The organism is Eisenbergiella porci, from assembly GCF_009696275.1.
Taxonomy (GTDB): Bacteria; Bacillota; Clostridia; order Lachnospirales; family Lachnospiraceae; genus Eisenbergiella; species Eisenbergiella porci.
Genome location: NZ_VUMI01000064.1, coordinates 1 through 25,925 on the forward strand (window position 1 = coordinate 1; position 25,925 = coordinate 25,925).

24 protein-coding genes and 2 pseudogenes are annotated in these 25,925 nt (G+C 50.0%); 3 read left to right on the plus strand and 23 right to left on the minus strand.

The window, feature by feature from the left end; genetic code table 11:
• Positions 1 to 305: 305 nt before the first annotated feature.
• Positions 306 to 1,556 (minus strand): AfsR/SARP family transcriptional regulator, encoded by a 1,251-nt coding sequence (locus tag FYJ45_RS25110; protein ID WP_154467813.1) that lies wholly within the window; start codon positions 1,554 to 1,556, stop codon positions 306 to 308.
• A 222-nt stretch (positions 1,557 to 1,778) separates the two neighbouring features.
• Here FYJ45_RS25110 and gloA2 point away from each other — a divergent pair, with 222 nt between their 5' ends.
• Positions 1,779 to 2,159: an SMU1112c/YaeR family gloxylase I-like metalloprotein gene (gene gloA2 / locus FYJ45_RS25115; protein WP_154467815.1), complete on the plus strand. Its 381-nt coding sequence runs from the start codon at positions 1,779 to 1,781 to the stop codon at positions 2,157 to 2,159.
• Between the two features lie 25 nt (positions 2,160 to 2,184).
• Here the strand turns inward: gloA2 and FYJ45_RS25120 are convergent, their stop codons facing one another.
• Together FYJ45_RS25120 and FYJ45_RS25125 are read right to left on the minus strand one after the other, a co-directional pair.
• Positions 2,185 to 2,895 carry a DUF5680 domain-containing protein gene (locus FYJ45_RS25120; protein ID WP_154467817.1) on the minus strand — a complete coding sequence of 237 codons (711 nt, stop codon included), beginning with the start codon at positions 2,893 to 2,895 and terminating at the stop codon, positions 2,185 to 2,187.
• 261 nt (positions 2,896 to 3,156) lie between these two features.
• Positions 3,157 to 5,166 (minus strand): beta-galactosidase, encoded by a 2,010-nt coding sequence (locus FYJ45_RS25125; RefSeq protein WP_154467819.1) that lies wholly within the window; start codon positions 5,164 to 5,166, stop codon positions 3,157 to 3,159.
• Positions 5,167 to 5,420: 254 nt separating this feature from the next.
• Between FYJ45_RS25125 and FYJ45_RS25130 the strand changes: the two genes are divergently transcribed.
• Positions 5,421 to 5,933 carry a ferritin gene (locus FYJ45_RS25130; protein ID WP_154467821.1) on the plus strand — a complete coding sequence of 171 codons (513 nt, stop codon included), beginning with the start codon at positions 5,421 to 5,423 and terminating at the stop codon, positions 5,931 to 5,933.
• Between the two features lie 557 nt (positions 5,934 to 6,490).
• On the opposite strand, the gene rplT is transcribed toward FYJ45_RS25130, so the two are convergent.
• The 12 genes and pseudogenes from rplT to FYJ45_RS25190 form a co-directional block, all read right to left on the minus strand.
• The gene (gene rplT, locus FYJ45_RS25135; RefSeq protein WP_154467823.1) at positions 6,491 to 6,847 is read right to left on the minus strand and encodes a 50S ribosomal protein L20; all 357 of its coding nucleotides are present in this window, start codon (positions 6,845 to 6,847) and stop codon (positions 6,491 to 6,493) included.
• Between the two features lie 22 nt (positions 6,848 to 6,869).
• Entirely contained in the window at positions 6,870 to 7,067 is a 198-nt protein-coding gene (gene rpmI / locus FYJ45_RS25140) for a 50S ribosomal protein L35 (RefSeq protein WP_021639700.1), read from the minus strand.
• Positions 7,068 to 7,120: 53 nt separating this feature from the next.
• On the minus strand, positions 7,121 to 7,627 hold the full coding sequence (gene infC / locus FYJ45_RS25145) for a translation initiation factor IF-3 (RefSeq protein ID WP_276893125.1): 507 nt from the start codon (positions 7,625 to 7,627) through the stop codon (positions 7,121 to 7,123).
• A gap of 485 nt (positions 7,628 to 8,112) precedes the next feature.
• Positions 8,113 to 8,766, minus strand: a pseudogene (locus tag FYJ45_RS25150) (substrate-binding domain-containing protein); the annotation flags it as partial.
• Positions 8,767 to 8,782: 16 nt separating this feature from the next.
• On the minus strand, positions 8,783 to 9,751 hold the full coding sequence (locus FYJ45_RS25155) for a sugar ABC transporter substrate-binding protein (protein WP_154467827.1): 969 nt from the start codon (positions 9,749 to 9,751) through the stop codon (positions 8,783 to 8,785).
• A 34-nt stretch (positions 9,752 to 9,785) separates the two neighbouring features.
• Positions 9,786 to 10,157: pseudogene (locus FYJ45_RS25160) on the minus strand (sensor histidine kinase); the annotation flags it as partial.
• Positions 10,158 to 10,245: 88 nt separating this feature from the next.
• Positions 10,246 to 11,442: a substrate-binding domain-containing protein gene (locus FYJ45_RS25165; protein WP_154467828.1), complete on the minus strand. Its 1,197-nt coding sequence runs from the start codon at positions 11,440 to 11,442 to the stop codon at positions 10,246 to 10,248.
• Positions 11,443 to 11,765: 323 nt separating this feature from the next.
• Complete coding sequence (locus FYJ45_RS25170; protein ID WP_154467830.1) at positions 11,766 to 12,077, minus strand: DUF1540 domain-containing protein; 312 nt, start codon at positions 12,075 to 12,077, stop codon at positions 11,766 to 11,768.
• 84 nt (positions 12,078 to 12,161) lie between these two features.
• Entirely contained in the window at positions 12,162 to 13,688 is a 1,527-nt protein-coding gene (locus FYJ45_RS25175; RefSeq protein ID WP_154467832.1) for a hypothetical protein, read from the minus strand.
• Between the two features lie 108 nt (positions 13,689 to 13,796).
• On the minus strand, positions 13,797 to 15,767 hold the full coding sequence (gene thrS, locus FYJ45_RS25180; protein ID WP_154467834.1) for a threonine--tRNA ligase: 1,971 nt from the start codon (positions 15,765 to 15,767) through the stop codon (positions 13,797 to 13,799).
• Between the two features lie 2 nt (positions 15,768 to 15,769).
• Positions 15,770 to 16,036, minus strand: a complete 267-nt coding sequence (locus FYJ45_RS25185) for a hypothetical protein (protein ID WP_021639686.1) — start codon at positions 16,034 to 16,036, stop codon at positions 15,770 to 15,772.
• Entirely contained in the window at positions 16,029 to 16,319 is a 291-nt protein-coding gene (locus tag FYJ45_RS25190; RefSeq protein WP_154467836.1) for a hypothetical protein, read from the minus strand. The genes FYJ45_RS25185 and FYJ45_RS25190 overlap by 8 nt, the downstream gene beginning before the upstream one ends.
• A 180-nt stretch (positions 16,320 to 16,499) precedes the next feature.
• Between FYJ45_RS25190 and ftsH the strand changes: the two genes are divergently transcribed.
• Positions 16,500 to 18,323, plus strand: coding sequence for an ATP-dependent zinc metalloprotease FtsH (gene ftsH / locus FYJ45_RS25195; RefSeq protein WP_154467838.1), 1,824 nt, complete (start codon positions 16,500 to 16,502; stop codon positions 18,321 to 18,323).
• Positions 18,324 to 18,431: 108 nt separating this feature from the next.
• On the opposite strand, the gene FYJ45_RS25200 is transcribed toward ftsH, so the two are convergent.
• The 8 genes from FYJ45_RS25200 to nifJ all read right to left on the minus strand — a co-directional run bounded on the left by FYJ45_RS25200 (position 18,432) and on the right by nifJ (position 25,909).
• Positions 18,432 to 18,620, minus strand: coding sequence for a response regulator (locus FYJ45_RS25200; protein ID WP_235931011.1), 189 nt, complete (start codon positions 18,618 to 18,620; stop codon positions 18,432 to 18,434).
• Positions 18,621 to 18,749: 129 nt separating this feature from the next.
• Complete coding sequence (locus tag FYJ45_RS25205; protein WP_320620609.1) at positions 18,750 to 19,352, minus strand: carbohydrate ABC transporter permease; 603 nt, start codon at positions 19,350 to 19,352, stop codon at positions 18,750 to 18,752.
• A gap of 20 nt (positions 19,353 to 19,372) precedes the next feature.
• Positions 19,373 to 19,765: a type 2 periplasmic-binding domain-containing protein gene (locus tag FYJ45_RS25210; RefSeq protein WP_235931012.1), complete on the minus strand. Its 393-nt coding sequence runs from the start codon at positions 19,763 to 19,765 to the stop codon at positions 19,373 to 19,375.
• 187 nt (positions 19,766 to 19,952) lie between these two features.
• On the minus strand, positions 19,953 to 20,183 hold the full coding sequence (locus FYJ45_RS25215; RefSeq protein WP_154467840.1) for a hypothetical protein: 231 nt from the start codon (positions 20,181 to 20,183) through the stop codon (positions 19,953 to 19,955).
• The gene (locus tag FYJ45_RS25220) at positions 20,180 to 20,341 is read right to left on the minus strand and encodes a hypothetical protein (RefSeq protein WP_154467842.1); all 162 of its coding nucleotides are present in this window, start codon (positions 20,339 to 20,341) and stop codon (positions 20,180 to 20,182) included. The genes FYJ45_RS25215 and FYJ45_RS25220 overlap by 4 nt, the downstream gene beginning before the upstream one ends.
• Positions 20,322 to 20,549 carry a hypothetical protein gene (locus FYJ45_RS25225; RefSeq protein WP_154467843.1) on the minus strand — a complete coding sequence of 76 codons (228 nt, stop codon included), beginning with the start codon at positions 20,547 to 20,549 and terminating at the stop codon, positions 20,322 to 20,324. Before FYJ45_RS25225 ends, FYJ45_RS25220 begins: the two co-directional genes overlap by 20 nt.
• 169 nt (positions 20,550 to 20,718) lie before the next feature.
• The gene (locus tag FYJ45_RS25230) at positions 20,719 to 22,170 is read right to left on the minus strand and encodes a 4Fe-4S dicluster domain-containing protein (protein WP_276893123.1); all 1,452 of its coding nucleotides are present in this window, start codon (positions 22,168 to 22,170) and stop codon (positions 20,719 to 20,721) included.
• Between the two features lie 205 nt (positions 22,171 to 22,375).
• Positions 22,376 to 25,909, minus strand: coding sequence for a pyruvate:ferredoxin (flavodoxin) oxidoreductase (gene nifJ / locus FYJ45_RS25235; protein WP_154467847.1), 3,534 nt, complete (start codon positions 25,907 to 25,909; stop codon positions 22,376 to 22,378).
• Between the last annotated feature and the right edge of the window lie 16 nt (positions 25,910 to 25,925).

The following is a 25,925-nucleotide window of genomic DNA, read 5'->3' on the forward strand; positions in this document are numbered from 1 at the left end:
TCTTGATTGGTTGAAATCGCTGTAAGGAGTTCTTCCGAATTATGCAAAGTCTAAAGAGCCCGTACACTTTATATAATCAACAAAGTGTGGGCTCCACTTTGCATAATAACTTACTTTTCATAACCTAATCCTTTCTTCAGATTCCGTCTCACGGCGGACACCATTGGCTTCGGCTGTATCCTTCCCACTGCCGGGCGGATTGGGGACTTTCACCCGTTAGAACGTGTGCCCACCGGGCACACCAAAAAAACCGCCCGGATTTTCTCCGGACGGTTCTGTCTTTTCTTTTATGTAATTGTTTACTGTCAGCTCCAAAGAGCGCCGGCCTGTCTGAACGATAGCTCTTCTCCGGGTCTTTCTTCTTCGGATGCAGGCTGTACCTTGTACTCTATGGCAGCCCGGGCCTTCAGGCCAAAGCTGAGGAAACGGCTGTCTATCCTGTTCTGAATGATAGCGCTGTCTTCCTGGTGCAGACCGATCAGCAGAATCAGATACTGGTTGGCGCCGTAGCGGGTGTAAAAATCCCCTTTGCGCAGTGAGGAACCAATCGCCTGCTTCAGCTTCTCCATATATTTTTCCAGCTTGTTCTCATCTGTCAGAGGCAGTCCCTCCCGGTCTACCATGGTGCACAGCATCAGGAAGGCCGCCTGGCCATTCCTCTCCATCATGCGGCATACGATATGATAACAGTCCATAAAACCGGGATAGGTGCAGAAATACGCGCCGTATTTCTCCTTTTCCTCCTGTAGTCCATCCTTGATATCCGTTACCACTGCAGCCCTGAACTGAACCTTATCGCTCATGGCATGGAAGCGTTCCATCATCTCTTCCGACGGCTTCAGCCCAAGTTCTTCAAAATAGAAGAAGGTGGCCTTTTCATAAACATCCATGGCTTCCTTGAAACGCCCCAGCGACATCAGGCAGTCTATCTGAATCAGATAAAATTCTTCATACGGATATATACGGCAGGCCCGGGCGCCCAGCTCCAGCAGTTCCTCAAACCGTCCTCTGTTTTTCAGAAGCTCCTCCGCTTCCCTCAGGCAGTCAAAATATAATTTCTGATAGTCCATACCGGTTACGGCCACCCATTCTTCCCCTGCAAGCTCAGGAAGGAACTCTCCCTGGTAAATATGGCAGGCATGAATCAGCTGCGTGATTTTTTTATCCTCGTCCGTTTCCCTGAGAGCCAAGCCGGCAGTTTTAAGAAAAACCTCCGTGTCCAGCACCACCGGCAGTTCTTCTCTGTCCCAAAAATAGCTTCCCGCTTTAATTTTGATGCAATCCGCATCCCCGAAGCACTCTGTCGTCTTCAGGTATTTACGGAGCCTGTGGGCATTGACCCGGAGAGTCACAGTCGGATCTTCCAGTTCATCATTTCCATAAAGCCGGCTGATGAGCTCTTTTCTGGGGATACCTTCCTTGCCGGCGGCAAGCACACTGATGAGAAGCTGCATCATCTTTGTGGTGTTGGCATAATCCAGAGCAACAGGCATGCCTTCGCAGGAAACGGAAAACCCTCCGAACATATTAATGCTGACAATCCTTTTCTCTTCCATAGCCCCTCTTCTTCCATGTCACAGTTTGTTCCATACATCTGTCTCTGAGTTAAGTATAGAAATAATATTCCGCTTTGTCAACGAAAAGGATGTTGATAAAAAATACAGAAACATAGTATAATTTACTTAAATTCGGTTATTTCCGTGTTTTCCTGTTTCTGGAAGGCACTGGAAAATCCGTAGAATTTCTTTGCCCTACTACATTTATAAAAGGAGAATCTTATGAAACTGGATACGATACACCATGTTGCGCTGATTTGTTCCGACTATCAGGCTTCCCGGCATTTTTACGTGGATTTGCTGGGATTTGAAATTATCCGTGAAAATTACCGGGAAGCCAGAGGTGATTATAAGCTGGACCTGAGGCTGGGCGACTGTGAGCTTGAACTTTTTGCCATCCCCGGCAGCCCGGCGCGTCCAAGCTATCCGGAGGCCTGCGGTTTGAGGCATCTTGCCTTCCGCGTTTCCTGCATTGAGGACACAATAAGGGAATTAAACGGGCTGGGGATTGAGACGGAGCCTGTAAGGATCGATGAATTTACCCGGAAAAAAATGACCTTTTTTAAGGATCCCGACGGCCTGCCCCTGGAACTGCACGAATAACCGTCATATTATAAAAAAAGAGGGGCTATGCAACAGCCCCTCCATGAAAAACGCACTCATAAATTTTAATGGTACCATAATAAATTTCTTCCTGTCCCTGAAACCATTCCAAACTGCCGCAGGAAGAACAGTGGTACAGGTATTCGCCTTTCCGGTAAAGCGCAGGGCCCCGGAAAGGCTTTTTTTCATCCACAAGGCCCAGCGCTTCCTTCAGGAAGCCTGTATCGAAGCTGTCGGCCAGCGTGCGGCCGGAATAATTCATTGACCAAATCGGTACTGCTGCCTTTTCCCGCTTTTGCCAGACCGCTTCCTCTCCGGTGAAGAGCCGCCCTCCCAGATACGTGTCCAAATAAAAATAATCTTCTTCCTCATAACGGAAATCATGGGTGCCCGGCCTGCAGGGTTCTTTTTCCTCCCCGCCATTCCCGGCATAGGTCTGCCGCTTCGCCCGAAGCAGGAAATCCACCGCCTGCCGGATTCCCCTGTCCCCTACCCCGCCGGTATCGGACAGGGAACCGGATCCGGGGCAGTCAATCCCATATATAAGCGCATCCACCGTAACCCCAAACAGCCCTGCCAGCATCGTAAGGTTGAGAATATCCGGGTAATTTGCCCCGCTTTCCCACTTTGCCACCGCCTGCCTGGTCACCTGGAGCTTCTCCGCCAGTTCCTCCTGGGACATATGCCGGAGCTTCCTGTATTTCTGTAGATTTGCTGAAAAACGTATTGTCGGCATCGCTGCATCCTCCTGTTTTCTTTTTTATTGTGTCTGAAAGCCGCTTCAGCACAATTCCATTGTATCAGACGCATAATTATGACGCCACCAACCGCTGCCTGCCATTCTGACAACCTGAGGTTCCCTTTTCATAAAGCATGGGATAACTCCATAAAGCATGGAATAACGCCTGCACGCTGTCATACCAGGAGCCTTTCTCCGTCCTTACACACGGCTTTCCCGGCCGCCTGATAACAGACGGCCGGGAAGTTAATAAAAATATTACGCTTCCACAATAAGCAGATCCCAGGGTGCAACAGTCAGGATTTCTCCCTCCGTTACCGCCTTTCGGGAAAACAGCTCCCTGCCGCTTCCCCCGCAGACGCACTCCTTTGCTTCTCCGGAATAGTTCAGATAGTAAGTAATCCTGTTTCCCTTACCGTTCGTTCCCTCTCTGATCACCAGCGGGAATGAAATCTCCTGCTTCCAGGTCCACCAGCCCTTTTCCTTCCATAAAGAGGCCAGCAGCGCCTTCAGGTACGCCGGGGAAGTCATGCAGCCAAAATAAATCCCCAGCCCCCTGCCGAAGTCCTTACGGATGACCGCCGCATATTTTTTCCAGGCATAATGATCGTACCCGGAAATCACCTGCGCATCCTCCGTTTCCAGCAGCTCCATGAACAGCTCCGCATTTCTTTCCTCTTCCGTAAGCGCAAAGGAATCTCCCGCCAGCTTCACTCCCGAAGGCGCCGTGAACTGGTGGTACTTCACCCCGAAGCAGTCCCTCAGCAGATACGGCTGCACCTGAGTGCGCACCTTCACGTTTTCATCGGTGAAAGCGGTTTTAAAGGTTGCTATCACACATCCTCCCTGTCCGGCAAAATCCCTTATCCTCTTAAGGCAGTCTTCCTGTGCAGAATAAAGGGCTGGCACAAAAAGGACGTCATAGCGCGAAAGCTCTTCCTCCTGCGTGCTCACAAAATCACATTCAATATTCATTTCATACAGCGCGTCATAAATCCATCTGACCACATCATTATAATCTGTCCTGTTTGCGCCGTTTCCGGGAAACGGGAACCATTTCAGGGCGGTCAGCGCTTCATTGCTCACCATAATTGCCGCTTTATTTTCCTTTTTCAGATGCAGCAGGCTGGGGTTCAGCTCACGGAACTGCCCTCCAATCCGGCAGGCCTCACGGTACACCGCATTTTCCTCAAAATCATGGCTGAGCAGACCCTTCCAATAGGTTTCGCAGGCATTGTGTATGGAATGCCAGTGCCAGTACATCACGGAATCCGCTCCGCTGGCAAGATGGCTGAAGGCCTGCAGACGAAGCTGCCCTTCATAAGGCGTCCACTCCGGGAAGCCCTGCGCCTCCGTTTCAATCAGGAAATAATTGTTCTTTTTCAGGGATCTGGTCAGATCGCCGCCAAAGGCAATCTCCTTCCCGGTCAGTTTGTCCTGGCTGGGATGATAGATATCGCAGCCTGCAATGGTCACCGCCTCCGCCGCCTTAAAATGATCCACATCCGGCTGCACCCCATAGGAATGCCCCTTCCATGCAAAATCAAAATTATGGGTAATAAACTGGTCCGCTCTTTTATACTCCCCGACAATTTCCGCCTGCCGTTTCAGGAAATCAGTAACCAGCTGTCTCTGGAACTTCTCAAACTCACAGCCCAGGCTGCCGTTGATGGTCCCCGTCACACTGGGGAATTCCTCCCAGGAATTAATCCGGTTGCTCCAGTAATCCAGTCCGAAATCATGGTTAAAACGCTCCAGATCCCCCTCGTATTTTTTCCGCATATACCGCACAAACATCTGCTGCACATTCTCACTGCTCGTACCGAAATGCTTTGTCTCATTATCCAGCTGAAAACCAATGACACACCGATAGCCTGAAACGGCCTCCATCAGCCTGCGGATAATCCGTTCCGCGAAAAAGCGGTAGGCCGGGTGGGTGATATCCATAATCTGCCTGGCGCCATAAGGCCTCCTGCCGCTCCTGTCCGTAACCATGACCTCCGGATAGGCCTTGGCCATCCATGCCGGAATCGCATAGGTCGGAGTGCCCACGATCACATAAAGCCCCTCCCGTTCGCAGGCATCCAGAACCTTTGTCACATGGGAAAAATCAAACACTCCCTCCTCCGGCTCCTCCGTACTCCAGGTTGACTCCGCGATTCTGATTACATTAATCCCCGCTTTTTTCATCATGCTGATATCCTTATCCAGCCGTTCATAGGGCATATACTCGTCGTAATATGCCGCCCCGTATAACAATTCCTCCATTTGACAAACCTCCTGTAAATTTTCTGGACAGTTATTCTGATTCCATCATATAAAGCTTTCTCCCCGGCTGCAAGACGGATATATGTGGTCACCTGTCCACATTTGTATAAAAGCCCTCCGTAAAGAGAAAACTCCTATTATATAGGTAACATATTCACACCGGATAACATCCGATGCTTCTTGAATGGCAGATCCATGCAGGAAGATGCGCTGTCCTGAACAGTTACAAATAAAGAAAGAAGGGCCTGAAGACAATGCTTGATAAAAAAATAGCTGAATTAATCAACCATCAGATTAACATGGAATTTTACTCCGCCTACCTGTACCTGGATTTTTCCAATTTTTTCGTAGAAAAAGGGCTGAACGGCTTTGCCAACTGGTATAAGGTACAGGCGCAGGAGGAACGGGACCATGCCCTTTTGATGATACAATATCTTCAGAACAACGACATGCCTGTCATTCTGGAATCCATCGAAAAACCGAAAACCAATCTGAAAGAAAACATGGATGTCCTGAAAACCGGCCTTGCCCATGAACGCCAGGTCACCCGGCTGATACACACGATATATGACTCTGCCTACTCTGCCAAGGACTTCCGCACCACCCAGTTTCTCGACTGGTTCGTAAAGGAACAGGGCGAGGAAGAGACCAGCGCCTCCGACCTGGTAAAAAAGATGGAGCTGTTCGGAACCGATCCCAAAAGCCTTTACCTGCTGGATACGGAAATGGCCGCCAGAGTCTATGCGCCGCCTGCGACGCCCCTGTAAAAAGCCTTAACAACATCTTAACCATATTTTTCGTCTCTTTTTCCATATACGTGCTATAATGCAAATAAGAAGCATACATTTTTCACAAAGAAAGAGGTGTTAATATGGCAGCAGCAATCATTATCGGCTCCATTATAGCTATTGTATGCGGGAAATACCTTCTTACTTTTATAGCAATATACAAAAACTCCGTATCTCCGCATAAACCTGGCTGACAATCAACTGTAACAAAAAAAGCAGGCGGCACAAACCGTCTGCTTTTTACTGTATTCTTCTTAAAATTCTTCTTCGTCTTCGCTTGCAGCCACAGCCGAAACAACGGAAGAAACCGCTGCAACAACAACAGCAACAATAATAATCAATAACATACCGCCCATCAAAAGCAATACTTCCATCTATCGACGTCCTCCATTTCTCCTTCGGCTAAGGCTTTGTGTTATTATCTATCAAAGCCTGTCCGCTTTTTTTATTATATCATACCGCGGACTATCCCACAAGGAAAAAAGGCTCCGGTTTTCACCCCAGAGCCCTGTAATATTCTCAGTGAGAAATTCCTGTTATGCAATTTTGGACTTTGCCAGCTCTGCAAGAGTGGAGAATCCTTCTGCATCGTTTACTGCCATTTCAGCCAGCATCTTTCTGTTCATATCGACACCAGCCAGCTTCAGGCCATACATAAATTTGCTGTAGGATAAGCCGTTCATTCTTGCAGCCGCATTAATACGGGCAATCCAAAGCTGTCTGAACTGACGCTTTCTTTCCTTACGTCCTGCGTAAGAAGAAGTGAGAGCTCTCATAACAGACTGTTTTGCTACTCTGTACTGTTTGGATCTGGCTCCTCTGTAACCTTTCGCAAGTTTTAATACCTTGTTATGTTTTCTTCTGGCACTCATGCCGCCTTTAATTCTTGCCATCTCTTAATTTCCTCCTTACGACTTATAAATACGGTAAAATCTTTTTCATATTCTTAACATTGGTCGCATCCGTAATAGCCGGTTTTCTAAGATTTCTTTTTCTCTTTGTGGACTTCTTCGTTAAGATATGGCTCTTGTAAGCTTTGGATCTTTTTAATTTACCGGTTCCGGTAACTTTAAAACGTTTTGCAGCTGCTCTGCTTGTCTTCATTTTTGGCATAACAAAATCCTCCTGTACTCATTATCGTGAAAAATCTATTTTAACTGTACGTATTAACGCTTTTCAGTTAAAAACATAGTCATCGTACGGCCCTCCACCTTGGGAGCCTTCTCAATTACCGCCACATCCGCCAGCATTTGTGCAAAATCATCCAGAATATGCCTGCTTGCCTGCATATGGGCCATTTCACGTCCGCGGAAACGCAGTGTTACCTTAACCTTATTTCCCTTGGTGATAAACTTCCTTGCTGCGATAACTTTCGTATTCATATCATTCGTATCGATATTGGGAGACATACGGATCTCCTTAATCTCGATTGTCCTCTGCTTCTTCTTAGCTTCCTTCTCTTTACGTGCAAGCTCATATCTGTACTTGCCATAATCCACAATCTTACAAACAGGCGGTTTCGCCGTAGGCGCAATCTTGACCAGGTCAAGCCCCGCTTCCTCTGCCATTTTCATAGCTTCTTTGACAGACATAACTCCTAACTGGGAACCATCCTCCCCTACCAAACGTATCTCCCTGTCTCTGATCTGTTCGTTAATTAATAATTCGCTAATTGTTTTTCCCTCCTAAGAAACAAACGGATCCGCACCCTCTGTGCGTCCTCAATAAAAATAAACAACATCCCCGGCCGGCTGCCGCCGCCGGCTAACCCGGAACCACCCGGCTCCCTCCGCCACCCGCCGCATCCTCAAATACACAAAAAAAGCGGATAGCCAGACTATCCACCTAAATTCCTTCAACCCCGCAGTCCACCTGCCGGCTTTTCCGAACCTATAAACACCTATGAGCCCAATCGCTATAGGGTGAGAGTGGATACTCTACTTGCTAGTTCTGTACTCACGTACTCATTTACTTTACCACATCCCCCCATCCATGTCAACACCTGTTTCTCATATTTTTTCTCATATTTTTTTATGTCCTACCCATCTTTTCCCTACCCTACGCCCGCAATCCCCTACGCCCCTGAGCCTGGGTTACGCTTTGTCCAGCCGCCCCCGGGCAGGCCGGACAAAGCGTAACCCAGGCTCAGGCCACCACCCTATTTACCGGGCTTTTCCAGGCACTCCTCCGCGTTGGCGATGGTTACCTTATAGTAAGGCAGATAAATATACCTCCCGTTCTCAAATTCCATATCCTCCGGCACGCTCCCCGAAACAAGAGAAACCGCCAGCTTGGCCATTGCCGCGGCCTGCCCCTCCTTATCGTTATAGACGGTCCCGGCCAGCTTTGCATCCATTACTGCCCTCAGCCCCGCATCCGTACCGTCAATCCCTAAAAACACGGGAAAAGCGGACTCCGTGATATTCAGCTTCGCATAAGCGTCAATTGCCCCCAGCGCCATATCATCATTATTCGCAAGCACCAGCTCAATCTCATTGGAATGCTGGCCGATCATCTGCATCATCCGGTTCTGGGCCTGCGCCCGGTTCCAGTTGGCGACGCCGTAGCTCAGCTTTTCCAGCTCAATCCCGTTATTTTTCAGCGTATCCACCGCATTTTCCGTGCGGATGATGGAATCCTGATGCCCCGGCTCCCCCTCCAGCACCACATACTGAATCTTTCCGTCCCGGTTGCGGTTCACCCGGCGGTCCGAATGAATCAGTTCAGCCGCAAGCTCCCCCTGCATCACTCCCGACTGCTTCGCTTTTGCCCCCACATAATAAAGCTTCTCCCACTGCATCATATCCTCGGCGCACTACCCCATCATCCTACTGGCTCATCGTAAAAATAATTTCCTGATTTTCTTTCGAAAACAGCGTATCCCTGCGAAGGACGGTATAGGAAACCGTCCGGTCCTGCATTTTATGGAAAAAACGGGTGAGACTCCCCGCCGCCTCCGCCAGGCTCTGATAACCCACATTGAATTCATCCGGCGCCACCAGACAGCCCGCAATGCCCGTATCCAGATAATAAACCGCTTCCGTGGAATTACCGATGCCATACACCAGCGCCCCATGCAGATTATTTGCGGCGGCGTACTCACCGGCCATGGTAAAGCTGTTGTCATCCAATGCAATCACAAAATCCACCGCCGGCTGGGCTTTCAAAAGAACCTTTCCCTCTTCGGAAAAGGGGGCCGAAACTGACCAACTGATACCGGCCTGCGTCTTTCCCACAGTCTCCATGAATCCTCTTCTCCGCTCAAGGGACGCCTGAGAATCCCCCGTCCCGGAAAAAATCCCCAACGTTTTTCCGCTCAGGTTCCCACTGTAATCCTTCAGCAGTTCCTCCGCCAAGGCGGCTTCCATGGCATAATGATTCGGTCCCACGACAGGAAGCCGTTCCCCACCGCCGCCTTCGGCCCCCGTGTGCTCCGTCAGCAGCACCGGGATCCGGTTTGCCATTTTCCTTAACATCTCTTCGGAACCAGGGACCGGTTGCACTATGACCGCGGCGGCGCCGTTATCTATTTCCCTCTCAATCAGACTCTTCTCCTCTTCCACAGTTAACGCGCCGCCTGTGCTGACAACAAACATCCGGATTCCCAGATCCTGCGCCGCCATCTTCAGCCCGTACTGAAAGGCGGCCCACTGGTTATCCTCGGAACCCTGGATAATCACGGAAATCCTGTCCTGCTCCTTTCCGTTTTTCTCCTGCACCATGATAATCGCCACGGCAATTACCATAAAGGCCAGAAGGGCCTCTGCCAGAATAAACATTTTTTTGCTGTTTTTCATTTTCACCTGCCCCAGAGCGCTTCTGCAGACTGCTCTACCTCTCTTTGCCGTTCATTTCCTCCCGGTTGAATATGTGCCCCTTCTCCAGGATTTTTCTATTTTCCTCCGTATACGGAACCGCCGGAAGGCGGACAGAGACGGTGGTGCCCTCATCCGGTTCACTTTCCACCGTAAGGCCATACTCTTTTCCGAACAGGATTTGAATCCGGTTGTTTACATTTACAAGGCCTACCCCGGAGCCACGCTTTCGAAGCCTGCCACTGTCCGTAAGCAGGAAGCGCACCTCTTCCTCCGACATCCCGATTCCGTTATCCGCCACCGCCAGAATGACGCTTCCCTCCAGAAGCCTTCCGGTCAGTATTGATAAGACGATATCATCTTTCTTTTCTGCCATATTTTTTACTCCTCTGTTATAAAAACGCCTGCTTCCCAAAAGAGATTATTAGGGAGAATTTCTTCTCCCTAATAACCTGTCCGGCTCTCACTGCTATATCTTACTGATCGAGCAGGGATGTATAAGACGCTGCGTTGTCTGTCTTAACCATATTGATGGCAAATGCATCATACTGGCTGGGGTTCCCGAGGCGGTTGGTAATGTTGGACTCTGTCTGTCCGTCGCCGCCGATGTAATCAACATCAAGGTTGAGGAGCTTATCATACTTCTGAAGAAGCGGCTGATAGGTGGAGCCAAGGAAGTTATCGGAGGAATTGTAGATATTCAGCCATACCTTCTTTACAGGACTTGTTCCCTCATCCAGCTGATTGGATACCGGTGCATAAACCATGGTGGAATCCATAAAATCCTGATAGTTATCAGCGGTAACCGCAACATTCAGTGCATAATAGGAACGTTCTTCCTCTCTGTATACATAGACATCCTCGCTCAGGACATTTCCCGCTGCATCTGCAGTGGCGATACCGGTATTGATATCAACTCCGTCAAGGGCGTTGCGCAGGACACGGAGTGTCAGATATGCCTGTACGTCCGCATGCTGGCTGATGGTTCCGCCGTAGCCCTCTGCGATAGCGGCCACTGCGTCGCTGTTGGCATCATAGCCAAAGGTGGGAACCTTGTTGTCCTTGGACCATGCGTTGAACATTGACATGCCCATGCCGTCATTATTGGATACCACAACATCAATCTGATCACCGAAGGAGGAAGACCATGTCCCGATGGCATTGCCGGCCGTAGCCGCATCCCATGTGGCTCCTGCGGAGTTCTTCATTTCCTGGGAGGCCAGCTCACGGACAATGTATGTCTTCCCGTTTATCTCAAGGCTTCCGTCCTGTACGGCTGTCGCGGTGCCGTCCCCACTGCGGTCAATGGCGTCTATGTTTTTCTCGATATAATCCTTTACCATGGTTCCCTGAAGCTCAGCGCCCTGGTTGGCATCAAAGCCTACATAATAGGTATCCTTGTTATAATTCAATGCCGCCATATCAAGCTGGCCCGTAGCGCTGCTGGAGGGCTGGCGGTTAAACCATACAAGAGGTTTATCCTTATTCGCCACGGTTCCCCCGTCGGCCGGCGTCGTTTCTTTGGCCGGCGCCGCGGTTTCCGTTCCCGCCGCTGTTGTCTCCGCACCTGCTGCTGGCGACTCCGCCGCCGCAGGCTTCTCACTGGAACCGCACGCGGCCAGGGATAAGCTTAACAGCACTGCCATTGTCATGCAACCTAATTTTCTCTTCATATTTTTCTCCCTTCTGTTTGACAAGTTTCCTTGCGTTTGTCAATATCGATAGTTTATATGATTTTTATTCAGTAATATATAGAATATTTTTTGATTATCATTGAAATTTCTATTATATTTCAATCCAAATGCTGTAAATATAACATTTTTATACTATTTTTATATGCATTATCTCCAATTCCGTTATTTCGGCAAGCGCAAAAAAAGAAACGGAAAACGCATTATAATACGTTTTTCCGCTTCTGATTTTCACCTCCGGCAAGGCCGGCGGGATTCATTCACATCATTGCAGGCGATTTGAAAGAGCGCCTGCCAGCTGCATCCTATCTTTCCTTAAAGGTGGCACAGGCTGTTTCACCGCAGTCACAGGCGCCGCAGCCCTTGATGTCCACATGCTCCGCATAGCACTTGTAATTTGTGTTATACACACATTTTACAGCTTCGCAGTCGATGCTGATAGTCCTGCAGGGATTCATGGCGTTGGATGCGGACTCACCGGTCCTGTCCTTGAAGCTTTCGCAGCAGGTATCGTTTTCCTTCTCCGCTTCCTTGCCTCCTACCATAATATCGCCCTTGCAGCAGCACTTGTCATTATTATAGGTACAATTTTCTACTACACATTTCAATTCTGCCATTTTTGGTTGCCTCCTGAAAAATCATATCAAAATAAACCTGTTTTATGGTTTCAGAATTATTTTGTCTTTTTTTCAGGATTTTATTCATGGCTGCCGGCCCAGACGGTATATATTGAACCAGTAGCGTTCCAACAGGCAGCTGTCCGCAGTCTCCACGGACTTAATTCCCCTTTTCTGCCATTCCTTAAGGATTCCGTCCCTGGCAAGGCCGCTGCCGATGAACCACACAGTTTTTCCGCTCTCCAGCTGCTGATCTATCCATTCCTCCCCGGGCACGGCATATACTCCCGGGAACATCTCCCGTATCAGCGTTTCCGGCGTTCCTCCGTACAGATAGCTTTCCCTAGGAAGATACCAGCCGGTTACGGCCTGCACCTGGTCAAAATTAAACAGGACGATATCCTCCGCCCCTATTTTGGCCAGCTCCTCTTCAGTTCTCGTCATCTGTTCTTTTTTCATCACCTCTCCCTGCACAAAGGCGGAATAATCAGCCGCCCCCACAAAGAGAAGCACCAACAGCGAAGGCGCCAGCATCAGAGCCTTCTTCTGCCTGCTCAGGAAATAGGAAAAACAGAACCAGAAGCAGCCTGCCGCAGGAAGCATATAGCGGTAAATGAAAACCGGCCTCATCAGGAAAGACACCGCAATTCCGAAAAGCGCAGTCCCCGCCAGCACGCAGAGGCCCAAAAAAGCATATCCGTCCCGTCCCGGATTTCGTTCCCTGTCCTTACGCTTTAAAAACGCATGGATAAGGAAAGCCGCCAGCAAAGCAAAAAGGACCACCGCCAGGCCGTAATCCAAAAGCTGATACCCGGTGGAGGGCTTCAGCATGAATTTTACGCAGCCGCCGAAGCAGCTTAAGGTCAGCGGAAGAATCCAGTAGCTTTCCCGCACCTGGGACACCTGGGAAACGGCCGCGGGCAGCCAGGGCAGATATGCCAGTACGGAGATTCCCGCACAGAACAGCCATACCAGCAGATACTTCACCCGTTCATCCTTCTTCTTAACAGACAAAAGCACAGCCACGCCCACATACTGCGCCGCCGCCGCAACCGCCGCAAAATAATGGGTATAGGCCGCTGCGATCCCATAAACAGTGAAGGCGGCCCAATGCCTTTTCCCGCCTCCCTCCAAAAGCTCTCCCGCATGCAGGAATGCCGCCGTAATAAAAAACAGGGCAAAGCCGTACATCCTGATTTCCGTCGTATAGTTAGCCATCTGCGGCATCGCCAGGATGCAGAAGGAAAAAAGCCCTGAACAAAGCCAACCGTATTTCTTCCTTATAAGAGTCAGGGAATACCCCAGCAGCGCCAGATAAGGCAGCACGGAAACCACCTTGCAGATAATTACGGCATCCGCCCCCGGCGCAAATAAATGCACCAGCTCCACAGCAGCCTTTACAATCAGATAATAAAGCGGTGGGTGAACGTCCCTGGCCGCAAGCGAAATCATCCGCCCCACCGGCTGTGAAACGAAGCCCACCGTAAAAAGCTCATCATACCAGATATCGCTGCTGAAGCATAAAAACAAACTGCAGCAGGCCATTCCCAGGGCGCACACAGACAGCAGGATACCTGCTGTCTGCCGCCATGTCTTTTTTTCATTACTCATCTATCCGTCTCCGTCATACCAGGGACCAGCCGGAAAAAAACCGCCGCATATGCGCCGTGCGGATTTTTCCCAGCTGTGAAATCACTGCCGCCGCCAAAAAGGGATGGCTTATTTTGCAGGCTTTCCGTCCTCTGTCACCGTTATTTTACGGATTTCCTTCGTCCTGATTTCCCTGCAGATATCATTGATGAAGGTATCCAAAGGCTTCACGCCCTCATCGCCGGCAAAACGGCTTCTTACGGAAACCGTGCCGTCTTCCTCTTCCTTCTGTCCCACCACAAGCATATAAGGCAGCTTGTCCAGTCTCGCCTGGCGGATCTTATAACCGATTTTCTCGGAACGGCTGTCCACCGTGCTTAAAATACCGTTATCCTTCAGCGCTGCGTTCACCTTCTTCGCGTATTCCTCATATTTTTCAGAAATAGGAAGCACACGCACCTGCTCCGGGCACAGCCAGGTGGGGAACTTGCCTTCGTATTTTTCAATCAGCCAGGCCAGCGTTCTTTCATAGCAGCCCATGGAGGTTCTGTGGATGATATAAGGACGCTTCTTCTCCCCGTTGGCATCAATATAAGTCATATCAAAACGCTCTGCCAGGAACATATCCAGCTGGATGGTGATCATGGTATCTTCCTTGCCATACACGTTCTTTGCCTGGATATCCAGCTTCGGTCCGTAGAAGGCCGCTTCGCCGTCTTCTTCCGTAAACTCAATGCCGATATGATGGAGAATATCACGCATCATATTCTGCACATAATCCCAGGTTTCCTCGTCGCCCAGATATTTATCCTTATTATTGGGATCCCACTTGGAAAGACGATAGGTCACATCCTCTTCCAGGCCCAGCGTGGTCAGGCAGTATTTTGCCAGATCCACACAACCGCGGAATTCTTTCTCGATCTGATCCGGCCTTACGATCAGATGGCCCTCGGAAATGGTGAACTGACGCACACGGGTCAGCCCGTGCATCTCTCCCGAATCCTCATTCCTGAACAATGTGGAAGTCTCTCCGTAGCGGCAGGGCAGATCACGGTAGGATTTCTGGCTCTGCTTGTATACATAATACTGGAAAGGACAGGTCATGGGGCGGAGGGCGAATACTTCATCCTCCTTTTCCTCATCTCCCAGCACAAACATGCCTTCCTTATAATGATTCCAGTGGTCGGAAATAATATACAGATCCTTTTTCGCCATCAGAGGAGTCTTGGTCCTCATATAGCCTCTCTTCTCCTCTTCATCCTCGATCCAGCGCTGCAGCGTCTGAATCATCTTGGCCCCCTTGGGCATCAGAAGCGGAAGTCCCTGTCCGATAACGTCAACCGTTGCGAACAGCTCCATATCCCGTCCCAGCTTATTATGGTCACGGTTCTTGATATTATCCAGATATTCCAGATACTCGGCCAGCTCCTCCTTGGTATTGAAGGCTGTTCCGTAAATTCTCTGAAGCATGGTTCTGTTGGAATCCCCTCTCCAGTAAGCGCCTGAAGAAGAGGTCAGCTTAAAGGCCTTGATCCCCTTGGTGCTCATCAGGTGCGGCCCTGCGCACAGATCCGTGAAATCCCCCTGCTTATAAAAGGAAATCTCTGCATCCTCAGGGAGATCCTGGATCAGCTCCACCTTATAAGGCTCGCCCTTCTCTTCCATAAAAGCAATAGCGTCCTGTCTGGGAAGAGTGAAACGCTCCAGCTTCTCACCCTGCTTGATGATTTTCTTCATCTCAGCTTCCAGCTTATCCAGATCCTCCCTGGAAAAAGGCTCGTGCTCAAAATCATAATAAAAGCCGGTATCAATACTCGGCCCGATAGCAAGCTTGGCTTCAGGGAACACATGCTTCATCGCCTGCGCAAGCACATGGGAAGCCGTATGGCGGACCACAGTCAGCCCTTCCTTATCCCTGGCCGTCAGTATCGCCAGCTCGCAATCCCCATCAAGCACCGTGCGCAGATCCTCCACCTTCCCGTTCACCAGTCCCGCGCAGGCCGCCCTTGCCAGACCCTCGCTGATATCAGCCGCAATCTCAATAATACTTTTGCTCTCCGCATATTCCTTTACGGAACCGTCTTTTAATGTGATTTTCATTTTTACGCATTTTCTCCTTTGTTCTCTTTCTCATCCTCCCCGGTAATCACATCATTACCGGCAATAATCAGGCCCCTCTTAATCGGCGCCCAGATAAAACCTATGATAACCCCTGCCATCAGAAAAACCGCCAAAAGCAGAGACATCTCTGTTTTCGTCAGCCCTGAAGGCTCCTTCATCAGCTTCTTCACAGAATCCGCGCCCTCACGCACCGACTCCTTCACCTCAGCCAGATTCAAATACTCAGAAATCCCGCTCAAATTACTCATACAAAATCTCCTTTCCCACACAGCCGGCCCCGCACCCGCGCTTTCCCGCGCCGGCACCGTCCGCCGGCAACTCCACCGGCACCCCGCTGGCAACTCCGCCAACAAAAACAGAACCGCCTCCCGGCGGCCCCTCTCCAATCCCAAGACCGAACGCTCCTGCAACGAAAAAACAAAACCAATACCTAGCTGTATTGTATGCTACTTCCCCCCGGATGTAAAGTACTTTTTCCCCACCATGCAACTGTTCACCCCCCTCACATTTACCGCCCTCATCCCCTCCCATTCCAACCCCCGTCCGCCTCTCCGGCTTCCCGTCCCCCCTTCATGAAAAGACTCTAAAATTTATGAAATAATGCTATCTTTGGTTGACTTCCGCAAAATCCGGTATATATAATTACTATAAAAGGTAAGAGTAACTAAAGAGAACCGGAACAAGTTACTGAATAAAAAGGAGCGCAAAATTATGCAAGAAGCCAAATCACCAAAGAAACCACTACTCTACTATTACTGTATTGCCATGCTTGTCCTTCTGGTCCTGAACGCCTTTCTTTTTCCCAGGCTCATGTCCGCCCAGGTAGAAGAAGTCGGCTACAACACCTTTCTTGAAATGATGGAAAAGAAAGAAATCGCCCAGGTACAGATTGAAAGCAACCAAATTGTATTTGCGGACAAAAATTCACCCACCGGTTTTTATAAAACAGGCCCTATGGAAGATCCTTCCCTTGTGGACCGGCTTTATGCATCCGGAGCCACCTTCGGCACGGAAATTGTAAAACAGCAGTCCTTCCTCGTCACCTTCCTGCTGACCTGGGTTCTGCCCCTCGTTGTAATGATAGCCATCGGCCAGTTCCTGATGCGCAAAATCATGAACAGCGGAGGCGGCGTCAATTCCATGTCCTTCGGAAAAAGCAACGCCAAGGTATACGTCCAGTCCGAAACAGGCATTAAATTCGCAGACGTGGCCGGCGAGGACGAAGCCAAAGAGGTGCTCTCCGAACTGGTAGACTACCTCCATGATCCCAAAAAATATCAGGAAATCGGCGCATCCATGCCCAAAGGCGCCCTCCTTGTAGGCCCTCCCGGAACCGGAAAAACCCTGCTCGCCAAGGCGGTGGCCGGCGAAGCCAACGTTCCCTTCTTCTCCATTTCAGGCTCTGAATTCGTGGAAATGTTCGTAGGCGCCGGCGCGGCCAAGGTCAGGGACCTGTTCAAGCAGGCCAACGAAAAAGCCCCCTGTATCGTCTTCATCGATGAAATAGATACCATCGGCAAAAAACGTGACGGCGGCGGCTTTTCAGGAAATGACGAACGGGAACAGACTCTGAACCAGCTCCTTACAGAAATGGACGGATTCTCCAGCAACAACGGCGTCCTCATCCTGGCCGCTACCAACCGTCCCGAATCCCTGGATCCCGCGCTCCTGCGCCCCGGCCGTTTCGACAGGCGTGTGCCGGTGGAGCTTCCCGATTTGAACGGCAGGATTGCCATACTGAAGGTTCACGCCCAGAAAGTAAAGCTGGGTGACAATGTAGATTTTGCAGCCATCGCCAGAATGGCCGCAGGCGCTTCCGGCGCCGAGCTGGCCAACATGGTCAACGAAGCCGCCCTGAGCGCAGTCCGCGCAGGCCGCCGCTTCGTCACCCAGACCGATTTGGAAGAAAGCGTGGAAGTAGTCATTGCCGGTTACCAGAAAAAAGACCGCATTTTAAGCGACCGGGAAAAAATGATCGTTTCCTATCACGAAATCGGCCACGCCCTCGTTGCCGCCAGACAGACCAACTCCGCCCCTGTCACCAAAATCACTATTATCCCCAGGACCTCCGGCGCGCTGGGCTACACCATGCAGGTGGATCAGGGCGAACATAACCTGCTGAGCAAGGAAGAACTGGAAAATAAAATCGCCACCTTCTGCGGCGGCCGCGCTGCGGAAGAAATCATCTTCAACAGCATCACCACCGGAGCCTCCAACGACATCGAACAGGCCACCAAGCTGGCCCGCGCCTGCATCACCCGATACGGCATGTCAGAAGATTTCGACATGGTGGCCCTGGAAACCGTCACCAACCAATACCTGGGCGGCGACACCTCCCTGGCCTGCTCCGAACATACCGCAGCGGAAATCGACAGGCTCGTCGTAGCCATGGTCAAAAAAGAACACGCCAAGGCCTGCGACATCCTCCGCAGCAATATAGGCAAACTCCATGAACTGGCCAAGTTCCTCTACGAAAAAGAAACCATCACGGGGGATGAATTCATGGCTATCCTGGATGGGGATGGAGTGAAATAATTTTGTTTGTTGGCAGCCCTCCCAGCCCCGCAGCGTCAGCTTAGCGGGCCGTGTCCTGGCTCCCGGGATGAGAAGGCTCCGGTGGGGGATGGGGAGGGTATTTTTCATTTACCAGTCAGACCGGGCATACAGATATCGGAAATGAATATCCGGCCTCTTTTCCCGAATCAGCTTCATTCCTTCCTGTCCGTCGCCGGCGGTCCCCACCACCCGGCAGTTGTACTTTTCCCATTGAATCGTCATTGTAAGTCCCCTTACAATAACTGGTTCATCATCCACAATCGCCACCTTGTACATACGAATTATCCCCCTGTGTCATGTACTTTCAGTATTTCAGTTACAATGCTGCCGAAGGCTGAACCGAACTGTTTCATTTTTGCTTTTCCAGAATTCCTCTGGGAAAGGCGAAGCAAAAGCTTTTGCGCATTATCCCTTAATGGCTCCTGCGGTCATACCCTTGATGATGTATTTCTGCAGGCATACATAAACGATAATCAGCGGAACAACAATCAGGGAAACCGCGGCTGCCATCAGGCCGTAATCCGTACCCTGTCTGCCGAAGATTTCATTCAGCAGTCTGGTAATTGCCCAGTGCGCAGGGAAACGCAGGAAGAAGGTCTGGGTAAACAGGTCGTTGTAGCTCCAAAGGAAGCTGAAAATGCCAACCGTGGCAAAGGAGGGCTTTGTCAGCGGCATAATAACCTTGAAAAAAATCTGGTAAGCGTTGCAGCCTTCCATGTAGGCCGCTTCTTCCAGCGCCACTGGAAGCCCCTTAATATAGCCGGAAAGCACCACGATGGCAAAGGCCAGGTTTCCTGCTATCTGCGGCAGCGCGCAGGATAACAGCGCAAGCCAGAGGTTGTTGGTATTAACGATGCGCCAGCTGGATTCCATACGGAATACGGGAATAATCGTTGCAAATACAGGGAACATCATGGCTGCGATAACCAGGCTGTTCATCAGTCCGCTGCCTTTGAATTTATAACGGACCAGCGCATAGGAGGCAAGCCCTGCAAACAGGATAACCACTGCGGCCACCGTGCAGGAAATCAGCAGGCTGTTTCTGTAGGCGGTAAAAATGCTGAATTTATGGTAATATACCAGCCTGAAGAAAGTCCGCTGACGATATCTGTGGATTTACGCTCGTTAGCGCCGGGGATAAATGTAACGGTAAAGTTATCGATATCTTCGGTAGCTTCTGCAATACCGCCAATTTTCCAGGAACCGTCTACATAGAATGCGGACTTGCCGTCGATAAAGCTCTGGAATACTTCAGAAGCTTCTGCGGTATTGGTATTTTCAGAGAAATAGCCTTTTTCAAATACGTCTTTGATATCTGCCAGTCCTGCTGCCCATGCTTTTCCTGCTGCATCATCCAGAACTGCCGGAACGGATGCATGTGTGGCCGGTGTGTCATGGTTGTATATATTTCTGCAGGACATGCAGGAATCATTTCATCCTTCATGTTGGATGCATAGTCCGGATATACGGAACGGATTTCATCAATGGTAACTACCTTGCCGGCCTCTACAAACGGGTTGGAGTCGTTGCCGTTGAAGTAGAACAGTACGTCGGGTTCTGCACCTGCTTCGAAGTCTGAGATATGATTATCCATTTTCCGCTCACAGATTACATATGCATTGCTGCGCCCTTCATGATACAGGCTGCTTCTTCCTGCGCTTTCCCTGGCGGCGTAATCCTCCGCCCAGTCCCTTCCCAGATCCACTGTCCATCTATGCTCACATCGTAATCCACAAACCAGGGAATTCCCTCAATGCTCTGGAATACGCTGTCTTTGTCAACATCCATAACAATAACCGCGTACGGTTCATAGGCGGGCGTCATGATATTCCGGATCAATACAGATGATCCTTCTGCGTCGCACAGCCTATACCGGTATCTATTTCCTCCGATACCTGAGCCACGATATCACGTGCCTCATTCTCAAACTCCTTGATGCTGCCATAATAATTGCTCCTGTAGGTAAAATACACATCCTCAGGCCACCCGCATTTCACATATTTCCACCGCCGTATCCATGGATTTTTCGATATTATCCTGCATCTGGACGGAGAACCGGTTAGACACGTAATACAGGATGGCCATGGTTAAAATGGCCAGCGGCAGAAGCCAGCACATCAGCATCAGAATGGTCATGCTCCATTTCAGCTGCGCGGGCTGCCTCTTGTTCCCCGAAAGGCGGTGTGATTTCCATATCTGTTTCATTGTCTCCCCCCTCATGGTAGTATAAAGAAAGGAGCCAGTAAACTACCGGCTCCTTTCTGAACACTATCGTTCCTGTAAACTCTCACTCCATTTTCGTCTGCCCCGGAGGCATTGCCGGCGTACAGGCCCTGCCGCCCTACGGCAGCCGGTTCTTGTGCTTCGTCAGCTTTTAACGATGCATGGAGAAGGAATCCATATCATAATTTTTCAGATTCTCATGAACGCCTCTGGCGTCTGCCTGTGAAATCAGTTTATCCCTGTCCTTCTTGGCAGCCATCGCTGCTTTATGGCGGCTGGGTCCTCCGACACATCCTCCTTCACAGATCATGCCTTCAATGAAGTCCTCAGGCAGCTTGCCCAGCTTGAACAGCATCAGCGCCTTCTTGCATTCCGCAATGCCGCTGCACCTTGCCACCTTGATATCCGTGCTTTCGCCGCTTTCCTTCAGGCATTCCACAACAGCATCCGTAACGCCGCCGCCATTACCGAAACGCTTTCCGAATACGCTTGCTTCCTGGCTGGTGTTCTCTTCGGGCTCCAGTTCAACACCCTTTGCACGCATCATGGCGCGGATTTCACCGAAGGTAAGTACGAAATCCGCATTTCCTTCAATGCTCTTGTCCTGCGCTTCGGATTTCTTGGCAATGCAGGGCCCGATAAATACGGTAACGGTTTCGGGATCCTTTGCTTTCAGCATTCTGGATACTGCGCACATCGGGGAAACGGTAGTGGAAATGTTTCCAACCAGTTCCGGGAAATGCTTTTTAATATAATTTACAAATGCAGGACAGCAGGAGGTAGTCATTTTCTTACCTTCCTTAAAGCTCTCCGCCCATTCCTCTGCCTCAAATGCAGCGGTCATATCGCCGCCCAGGCCTACTTCAACAAAATCGGCAAATCCCAGCTTCTTCATCGCTGTTCTCCAGCTTGCCATGGTGATGTTCTCACCGAACTGGCCTTCGCCGGCAGGTGCCAGCATGGCAACTACCTTTTTGCCTTCACGGATTGCGTTAATTATGTCTACGATACTGGTCTTGGAAGCAATCGCTCCGAAAGGACAATTATGGATACACTGCCCGCACTGGATACACTTGGATTCGTCGATCTGGCATACGCCGTGCTCATCCATGGTGATTGCACTGACAGGGCAGCTCTTCATACAGGGCCTCTGGATTTTTACGATAGCAGAATAGGAACATGCCTGCGCACATTTACCGCAGCTCTTACATTTTTCGGGATCGATGTAGGAACGATCATTTCCAATGGTAATCGCGCCGAAATTACATGACTGCTTACAGGATTTTGCAAGACAGCCCTGGCAGAGGTCAGTTACCACATAGCCGGAGGAGATGGGACATTCCTCACAGGCTGAGTTGATAACCTGTACAATGTTGCTGCTTTCTCTGTTGCCGGGGCACTTGCCCTCAGCCAGCCTTACTCTCTGACGGATGATTTCACGTTCCTTGTAAATGCAGCAGCGGAAATGCGCCTCGGGACCGGGAATCATTTCATAGGGAATATTCTCTTTTTTTTCATCCAGCTCACCGGCAAAGGCCAGCTTGGCAACTTCCGTGAGCACCTCGTGCTTAATCTTTAAGATGGTAGCGTCATCAGATACTATACCCATACTTTTATGTTTATCCTCTTTCCTGATTGTTAAAAAATTAACTGGTACATTTAAAAACAAAGCTGGATTTGAGACAAATCCCAAGCCAGCTTATATTTTTAGCAAAAAGTAAAGTTGTACGGCGCCTTACCGGGGTGGCCGGGAGCCCTGCGGCTCCCGCCTCGTCCGGCGTAATATACCTTTCACAGAGGTATATTGATTAGTTATCTCCGTACAGAACCTGCAGCTTCTGCAGATAATCATATCTTTCCTTAGCGTTTTCAGCAGCCTGAGCCTGCAGTCTTGCAGCCTTTTCAGCATCCTTCAGCGCCAGGGAGGTGTATCTTACTTCACCGCCGATGAATTCCTGGAATTCCTTGGTCGGAGCCTTGCTGTCAACAACGAATTTCTTCTCTGCAGCAGGGTTGAAACGGAACAGATTCCAGTAGCCGGTCTCTACAGCCAGCTTCTCTTCTGTCTGAGCCTTGCTCATGCCCTTCTTGATACCATGGTTGATACAAGGAGCGTAAGCGATGATCAGTGAAGGTCCCGGATAAGCTTCTGCTTCAGCAATAGCCTTAACAGTCTGGTTGTAATCAGCACCCATGGAAATCTGTGCTACATATACATAACCATAGCTCATTGCAATGCTTGCCAGGTCTTTCTGCTTCACTTCTTTACCGCCGGCTGCGAACTGTGCAACAGCGCCGGTAGGTGTAGCCTTGGAAGCCTGTCCGCCTGTATTGGAATAAACTTCGGTATTAAATACCATTACATTGATATCTTTTCCGCTGGCGAGGATATGGTCAACACCGCCGAATCCGATATCATATGCCCATCCGTCACCACCGAATACCCACTGGGATTTCTTGGAGAGGAAGTCTTTGTTCTTAACGATATCCTGGCATACGCCGCAGTCTTTGCCTTCCAGAGCCGCTACCAGCTTGTCGGTTGCAGGTCCGTTGGTAACGCCGCAGTTGTAGGTATCCAAGTATTCCTGGCAAACAGCCTTAACAGCTTCGTCATCGGTATTGGCAAGAACGTCTTCAACCTTTGCCTTCAGTCCGCCTCTGATAGCGTTCTGGGCAAGCAGCATACCCATACCAAACTCAGCATTGTCTTCAAACAGGGAGTTGTCCCAAGCGGGTCCCTTGCCTTCTTTGTTTACGGTATAAGGTGTGCTCGGTGAGGAGTTACCCCAGATAGAAGAACATCCTGTAGCGTTGGCAATATACATTCTGTCGCCGAACAGCTGTGTAATCAGTTTAGCGTAAGGTGTCTCGCCGCATCCTGCGCAGGCTCCGGAGAACTCAAGCAGAGGCTGTTTGAACTGAGATCCCTTAACGGTTGTTTCTTTGAATTTCTCAAGTACTTCGGGCTTCTCGGAAACGGTCTGTCCATAGTTGAAGATTTCCTGCTGTGCCAGCTGGGTTTCAAGAGGAGACATGCTCAGAGCCTTCTCGCCTCTCATACCAGGACATACGTTAGCGCAGGAACCACATCCTGTACAGTCAAGTACGGATACGGAAACCGCAAATTTCTTTCCGGGCATTCCTGTCATATCAAGAGCCTTCATTCCTTCAGGAGCCTTAGCCAGTTCTTCCTCTGTCATAACAACAGGACGGATTACTGCATGAGGACATACATAGGAACAGAAGTTACACTGGATACACTTGGTAGGATCCCAGGTAGGAACGTTAACCGCAATACCTCTCTTCTCGTAAGCGGAGGATCCGGAAGGAGTGGAACCGTCCACATAATCCTTGAATGCGGATACAGGCAGGGTATTGCCTTCCTGTGCACTTACCTTGGTTTGGATATTGTTAACGAAATCAACAACGTCTTTTCTGTCGCCGCTTACTACTGCATAATCAAGGCCTTCGTCTTCGCAGTCCTTCCAGCTTTCAGGAACTTCTACCTTAACAACGCCCTTGGCGCCGGCATCGATAGCTGCCCAGTTCTTCATAACAACGTCTTCGCCCTTACGTCCGTAGGTAGCCTTTGCAGCAGCCTTCATCAGTTCGTTTGCCTTCTCGGCAGGAATGATTCCGGTCAGTTCAAAGAATGCGGACTGAAGGATTGTGTTGATACGTGTGGGGCCCATGCCTGTTTCAATACCAATCTTAACACCGTCGATGGTGTAGAAGTTGATGTTGTGCTCAGCGATGAATTTCTTCACCTGTCCGGGCAGATGCTTCTCCAGCTCTTCTGCATTCCATGCGCAGTTCAGCAGGAAGGTACCGCCGTCAACCAGTTCCTGAACCATGTTGTACTTACGTACATAGGCAGGATTGTGGCATGCTACGAAGTTAGCCTGACGGATCAGATATGTTGATTTAATCTTTTTATGTCCGAAACGTAAGTGGGACATGGTAACACCGCCGGACTTCTTGGAGTCATAGTCAAAATATGCCTGTGCATACATGTCGGTGTTGTCGCCGATAATCTTAATGGAGTTCTTGTTGGCACCTACGGTACCGTCTGCGCCCAGACCCCAGAATTTACAGTTGGTTGTTCCTTCGGGAGTGGTAACCAGCTCAGCGCCCAGCTTCAGGGACAGATTGGTTACATCGTCTTCGATACCAACGGTGAATTTCTTCTTTTCGGTGTTGCCGTAAATTGCAACGATCTGTGCAGGAGTTGTATCCTTGGAACCCAGTCCGTAACGTCCTGTGAATACCGGAACGGAATCGAACTTGGAGCCCTTCAGGGCAGCTACTACATCCAGGTAAAGAGGCTCACCCTGTGCACCGGGCTCTTTGGTTCTGTCCAGTACGGTGATCTGCTTTACAGTTTCGGGAATTGCTCCGATAAGAGCGTCTGCGCAGAAAGGTCTGTAAAGGCGAACCTTAACAACACCAACCTTGGCGCCTGTTGTCTTGATCATATAGTCGATGGTTTCTTCAATGGTATCATTTACGGAACCCATAGCTACGATTACGTGCTCAGCATCCGGAGCGCCGTAGTAATTGAACAGCTTGTAATCTGTTCCAATCTTCTCATTAACCTTGTCCATGTAGTCCTGAACAATTCCGGGAAGAGCATCATAATAAGGGTTGCTTGCTTCTCTTGCCTGGAAGAAGATATCAGGGTTCTGTGCAGAACCTCTCTGGCAGGGATGGTTGGGATTCAGGGCACGCTTACGGAAAGCGTCAACTGCGTCCATATCCACCATATCCTTCAGATCTTCATAATCCCATGTCTCGATCTTCTGGATCTCATGGGAGGTACGGAATCCGTCGAAGAAGTTGATGAAAGGAATGCTTCCCTTGATAGCAGCCAGATGTGCCACTGCTGTCAGGTCCATAACTTCCTGAACGCTGCTTTCGCAGAGCATAGCGCAGCCTGTCTGACGGCATGCATAAACGTCGGAATGATCTCCGAAAATGCTCAGTGCGTGAGAAGCGATAGCTCTTGCGGAAACGTTGAATACACCGGGGAGCTGCTCGCCGGCAATCTTGTAAAGGTTCGGAATCATAAGAAGCAGACCCTGAGATGCCGTATAAGTGGTTGTCAGAGCACCAGCTGCCAGAGATCCGTGTACGGCACCTGCCGCACCTGCTTCGGACTGCATCTCGGTAATATGCACGATCTGTCCGAACATATTCTTTCTGTCTGCGGTTGCCCATTCATCAGTAGCTTCTGCCATAGGTGATGAAGGGGTAATAGGATAGATAGCCGCAACATCGGTAAATGCGTATGACGCATGCGCTGCTGCATGGTTACCATCCATGGTTTTCATTTTCCTTGCCATAAAAACCTTCCTTTCT

Excerpts from the sequence above, each read along its gene's own strand:
- FYJ45_RS25175 (WP_154467832.1), bottom strand. The coding sequence starts at position 13,688 with ATGAGTAATGAAAAAAAGACATGGCGGCAGACAGCAGGTATCCTGCTG.
- FYJ45_RS25190 (WP_154467836.1), bottom strand. The coding sequence starts at position 16,319 with ATGGGAGGGGATGAGGGCGGTAAATGTGAGGGGGGTGAACAGTTGCAT.
- FYJ45_RS25120 (WP_154467817.1), bottom strand. The coding sequence starts at position 2,895 with ATGCCGACAATACGTTTTTCAGCAAATCTACAGAAATACAGGAAGCTC.
- FYJ45_RS25225 (WP_154467843.1), bottom strand. The coding sequence starts at position 20,549 with ATGAAACAGATATGGAAATCACACCGCCTTTCGGGGAACAAGAGGCAG.
- FYJ45_RS25185 (WP_021639686.1), bottom strand. The coding sequence starts at position 16,036 with ATGAGTAATTTGAGCGGGATTTCTGAGTATTTGAATCTGGCTGAGGTG.
- rplT (WP_154467823.1), bottom strand. The coding sequence starts at position 6,847 with ATGGCAAGAATTAAAGGCGGCATGAGTGCCAGAAGAAAACATAACAAG.
- FYJ45_RS25155 (WP_154467827.1), bottom strand. The coding sequence starts at position 9,751 with ATGAAAAACAGCAAAAAAATGTTTATTCTGGCAGAGGCCCTTCTGGCC.
- nifJ (WP_154467847.1), bottom strand. The coding sequence starts at position 25,909 with ATGGCAAGGAAAATGAAAACCATGGATGGTAACCATGCAGCAGCGCAT.
- FYJ45_RS25110 (WP_154467813.1), bottom strand. The coding sequence starts at position 1,556 with ATGGAAGAGAAAAGGATTGTCAGCATTAATATGTTCGGAGGGTTTTCC.
- FYJ45_RS25170 (WP_154467830.1), bottom strand. The coding sequence starts at position 12,077 with ATGGCAGAATTGAAATGTGTAGTAGAAAATTGTACCTATAATAATGAC.
- FYJ45_RS25165 (WP_154467828.1), bottom strand. The coding sequence starts at position 11,442 with ATGAAGAGAAAATTAGGTTGCATGACAATGGCAGTGCTGTTAAGCTTA.
- rpmI (WP_021639700.1), bottom strand. The coding sequence starts at position 7,067 with ATGCCAAAAATGAAGACAAGCAGAGCAGCTGCAAAACGTTTTAAAGTT.
- FYJ45_RS25210 (WP_235931012.1), bottom strand. The coding sequence starts at position 19,765 with ATGTCCTGCAGAAATATATACAACCATGACACACCGGCCACACATGCA.
- FYJ45_RS25130 (WP_154467821.1), top strand. The coding sequence starts at position 5,421 with ATGCTTGATAAAAAAATAGCTGAATTAATCAACCATCAGATTAACATG.
- ftsH (WP_154467838.1), top strand. The coding sequence starts at position 16,500 with ATGCAAGAAGCCAAATCACCAAAGAAACCACTACTCTACTATTACTGT.
- FYJ45_RS25125 (WP_154467819.1), bottom strand. The coding sequence starts at position 5,166 with ATGGAGGAATTGTTATACGGGGCGGCATATTACGACGAGTATATGCCC.
- gloA2 (WP_154467815.1), top strand. The coding sequence starts at position 1,779 with ATGAAACTGGATACGATACACCATGTTGCGCTGATTTGTTCCGACTAT.
- thrS (WP_154467834.1), bottom strand. The coding sequence starts at position 15,767 with ATGAAAATCACATTAAAAGACGGTTCCGTAAAGGAATATGCGGAGAGC.
- FYJ45_RS25200 (WP_235931011.1), bottom strand. The coding sequence starts at position 18,620 with ATGTACAAGGTGGCGATTGTGGATGATGAACCAGTTATTGTAAGGGGA.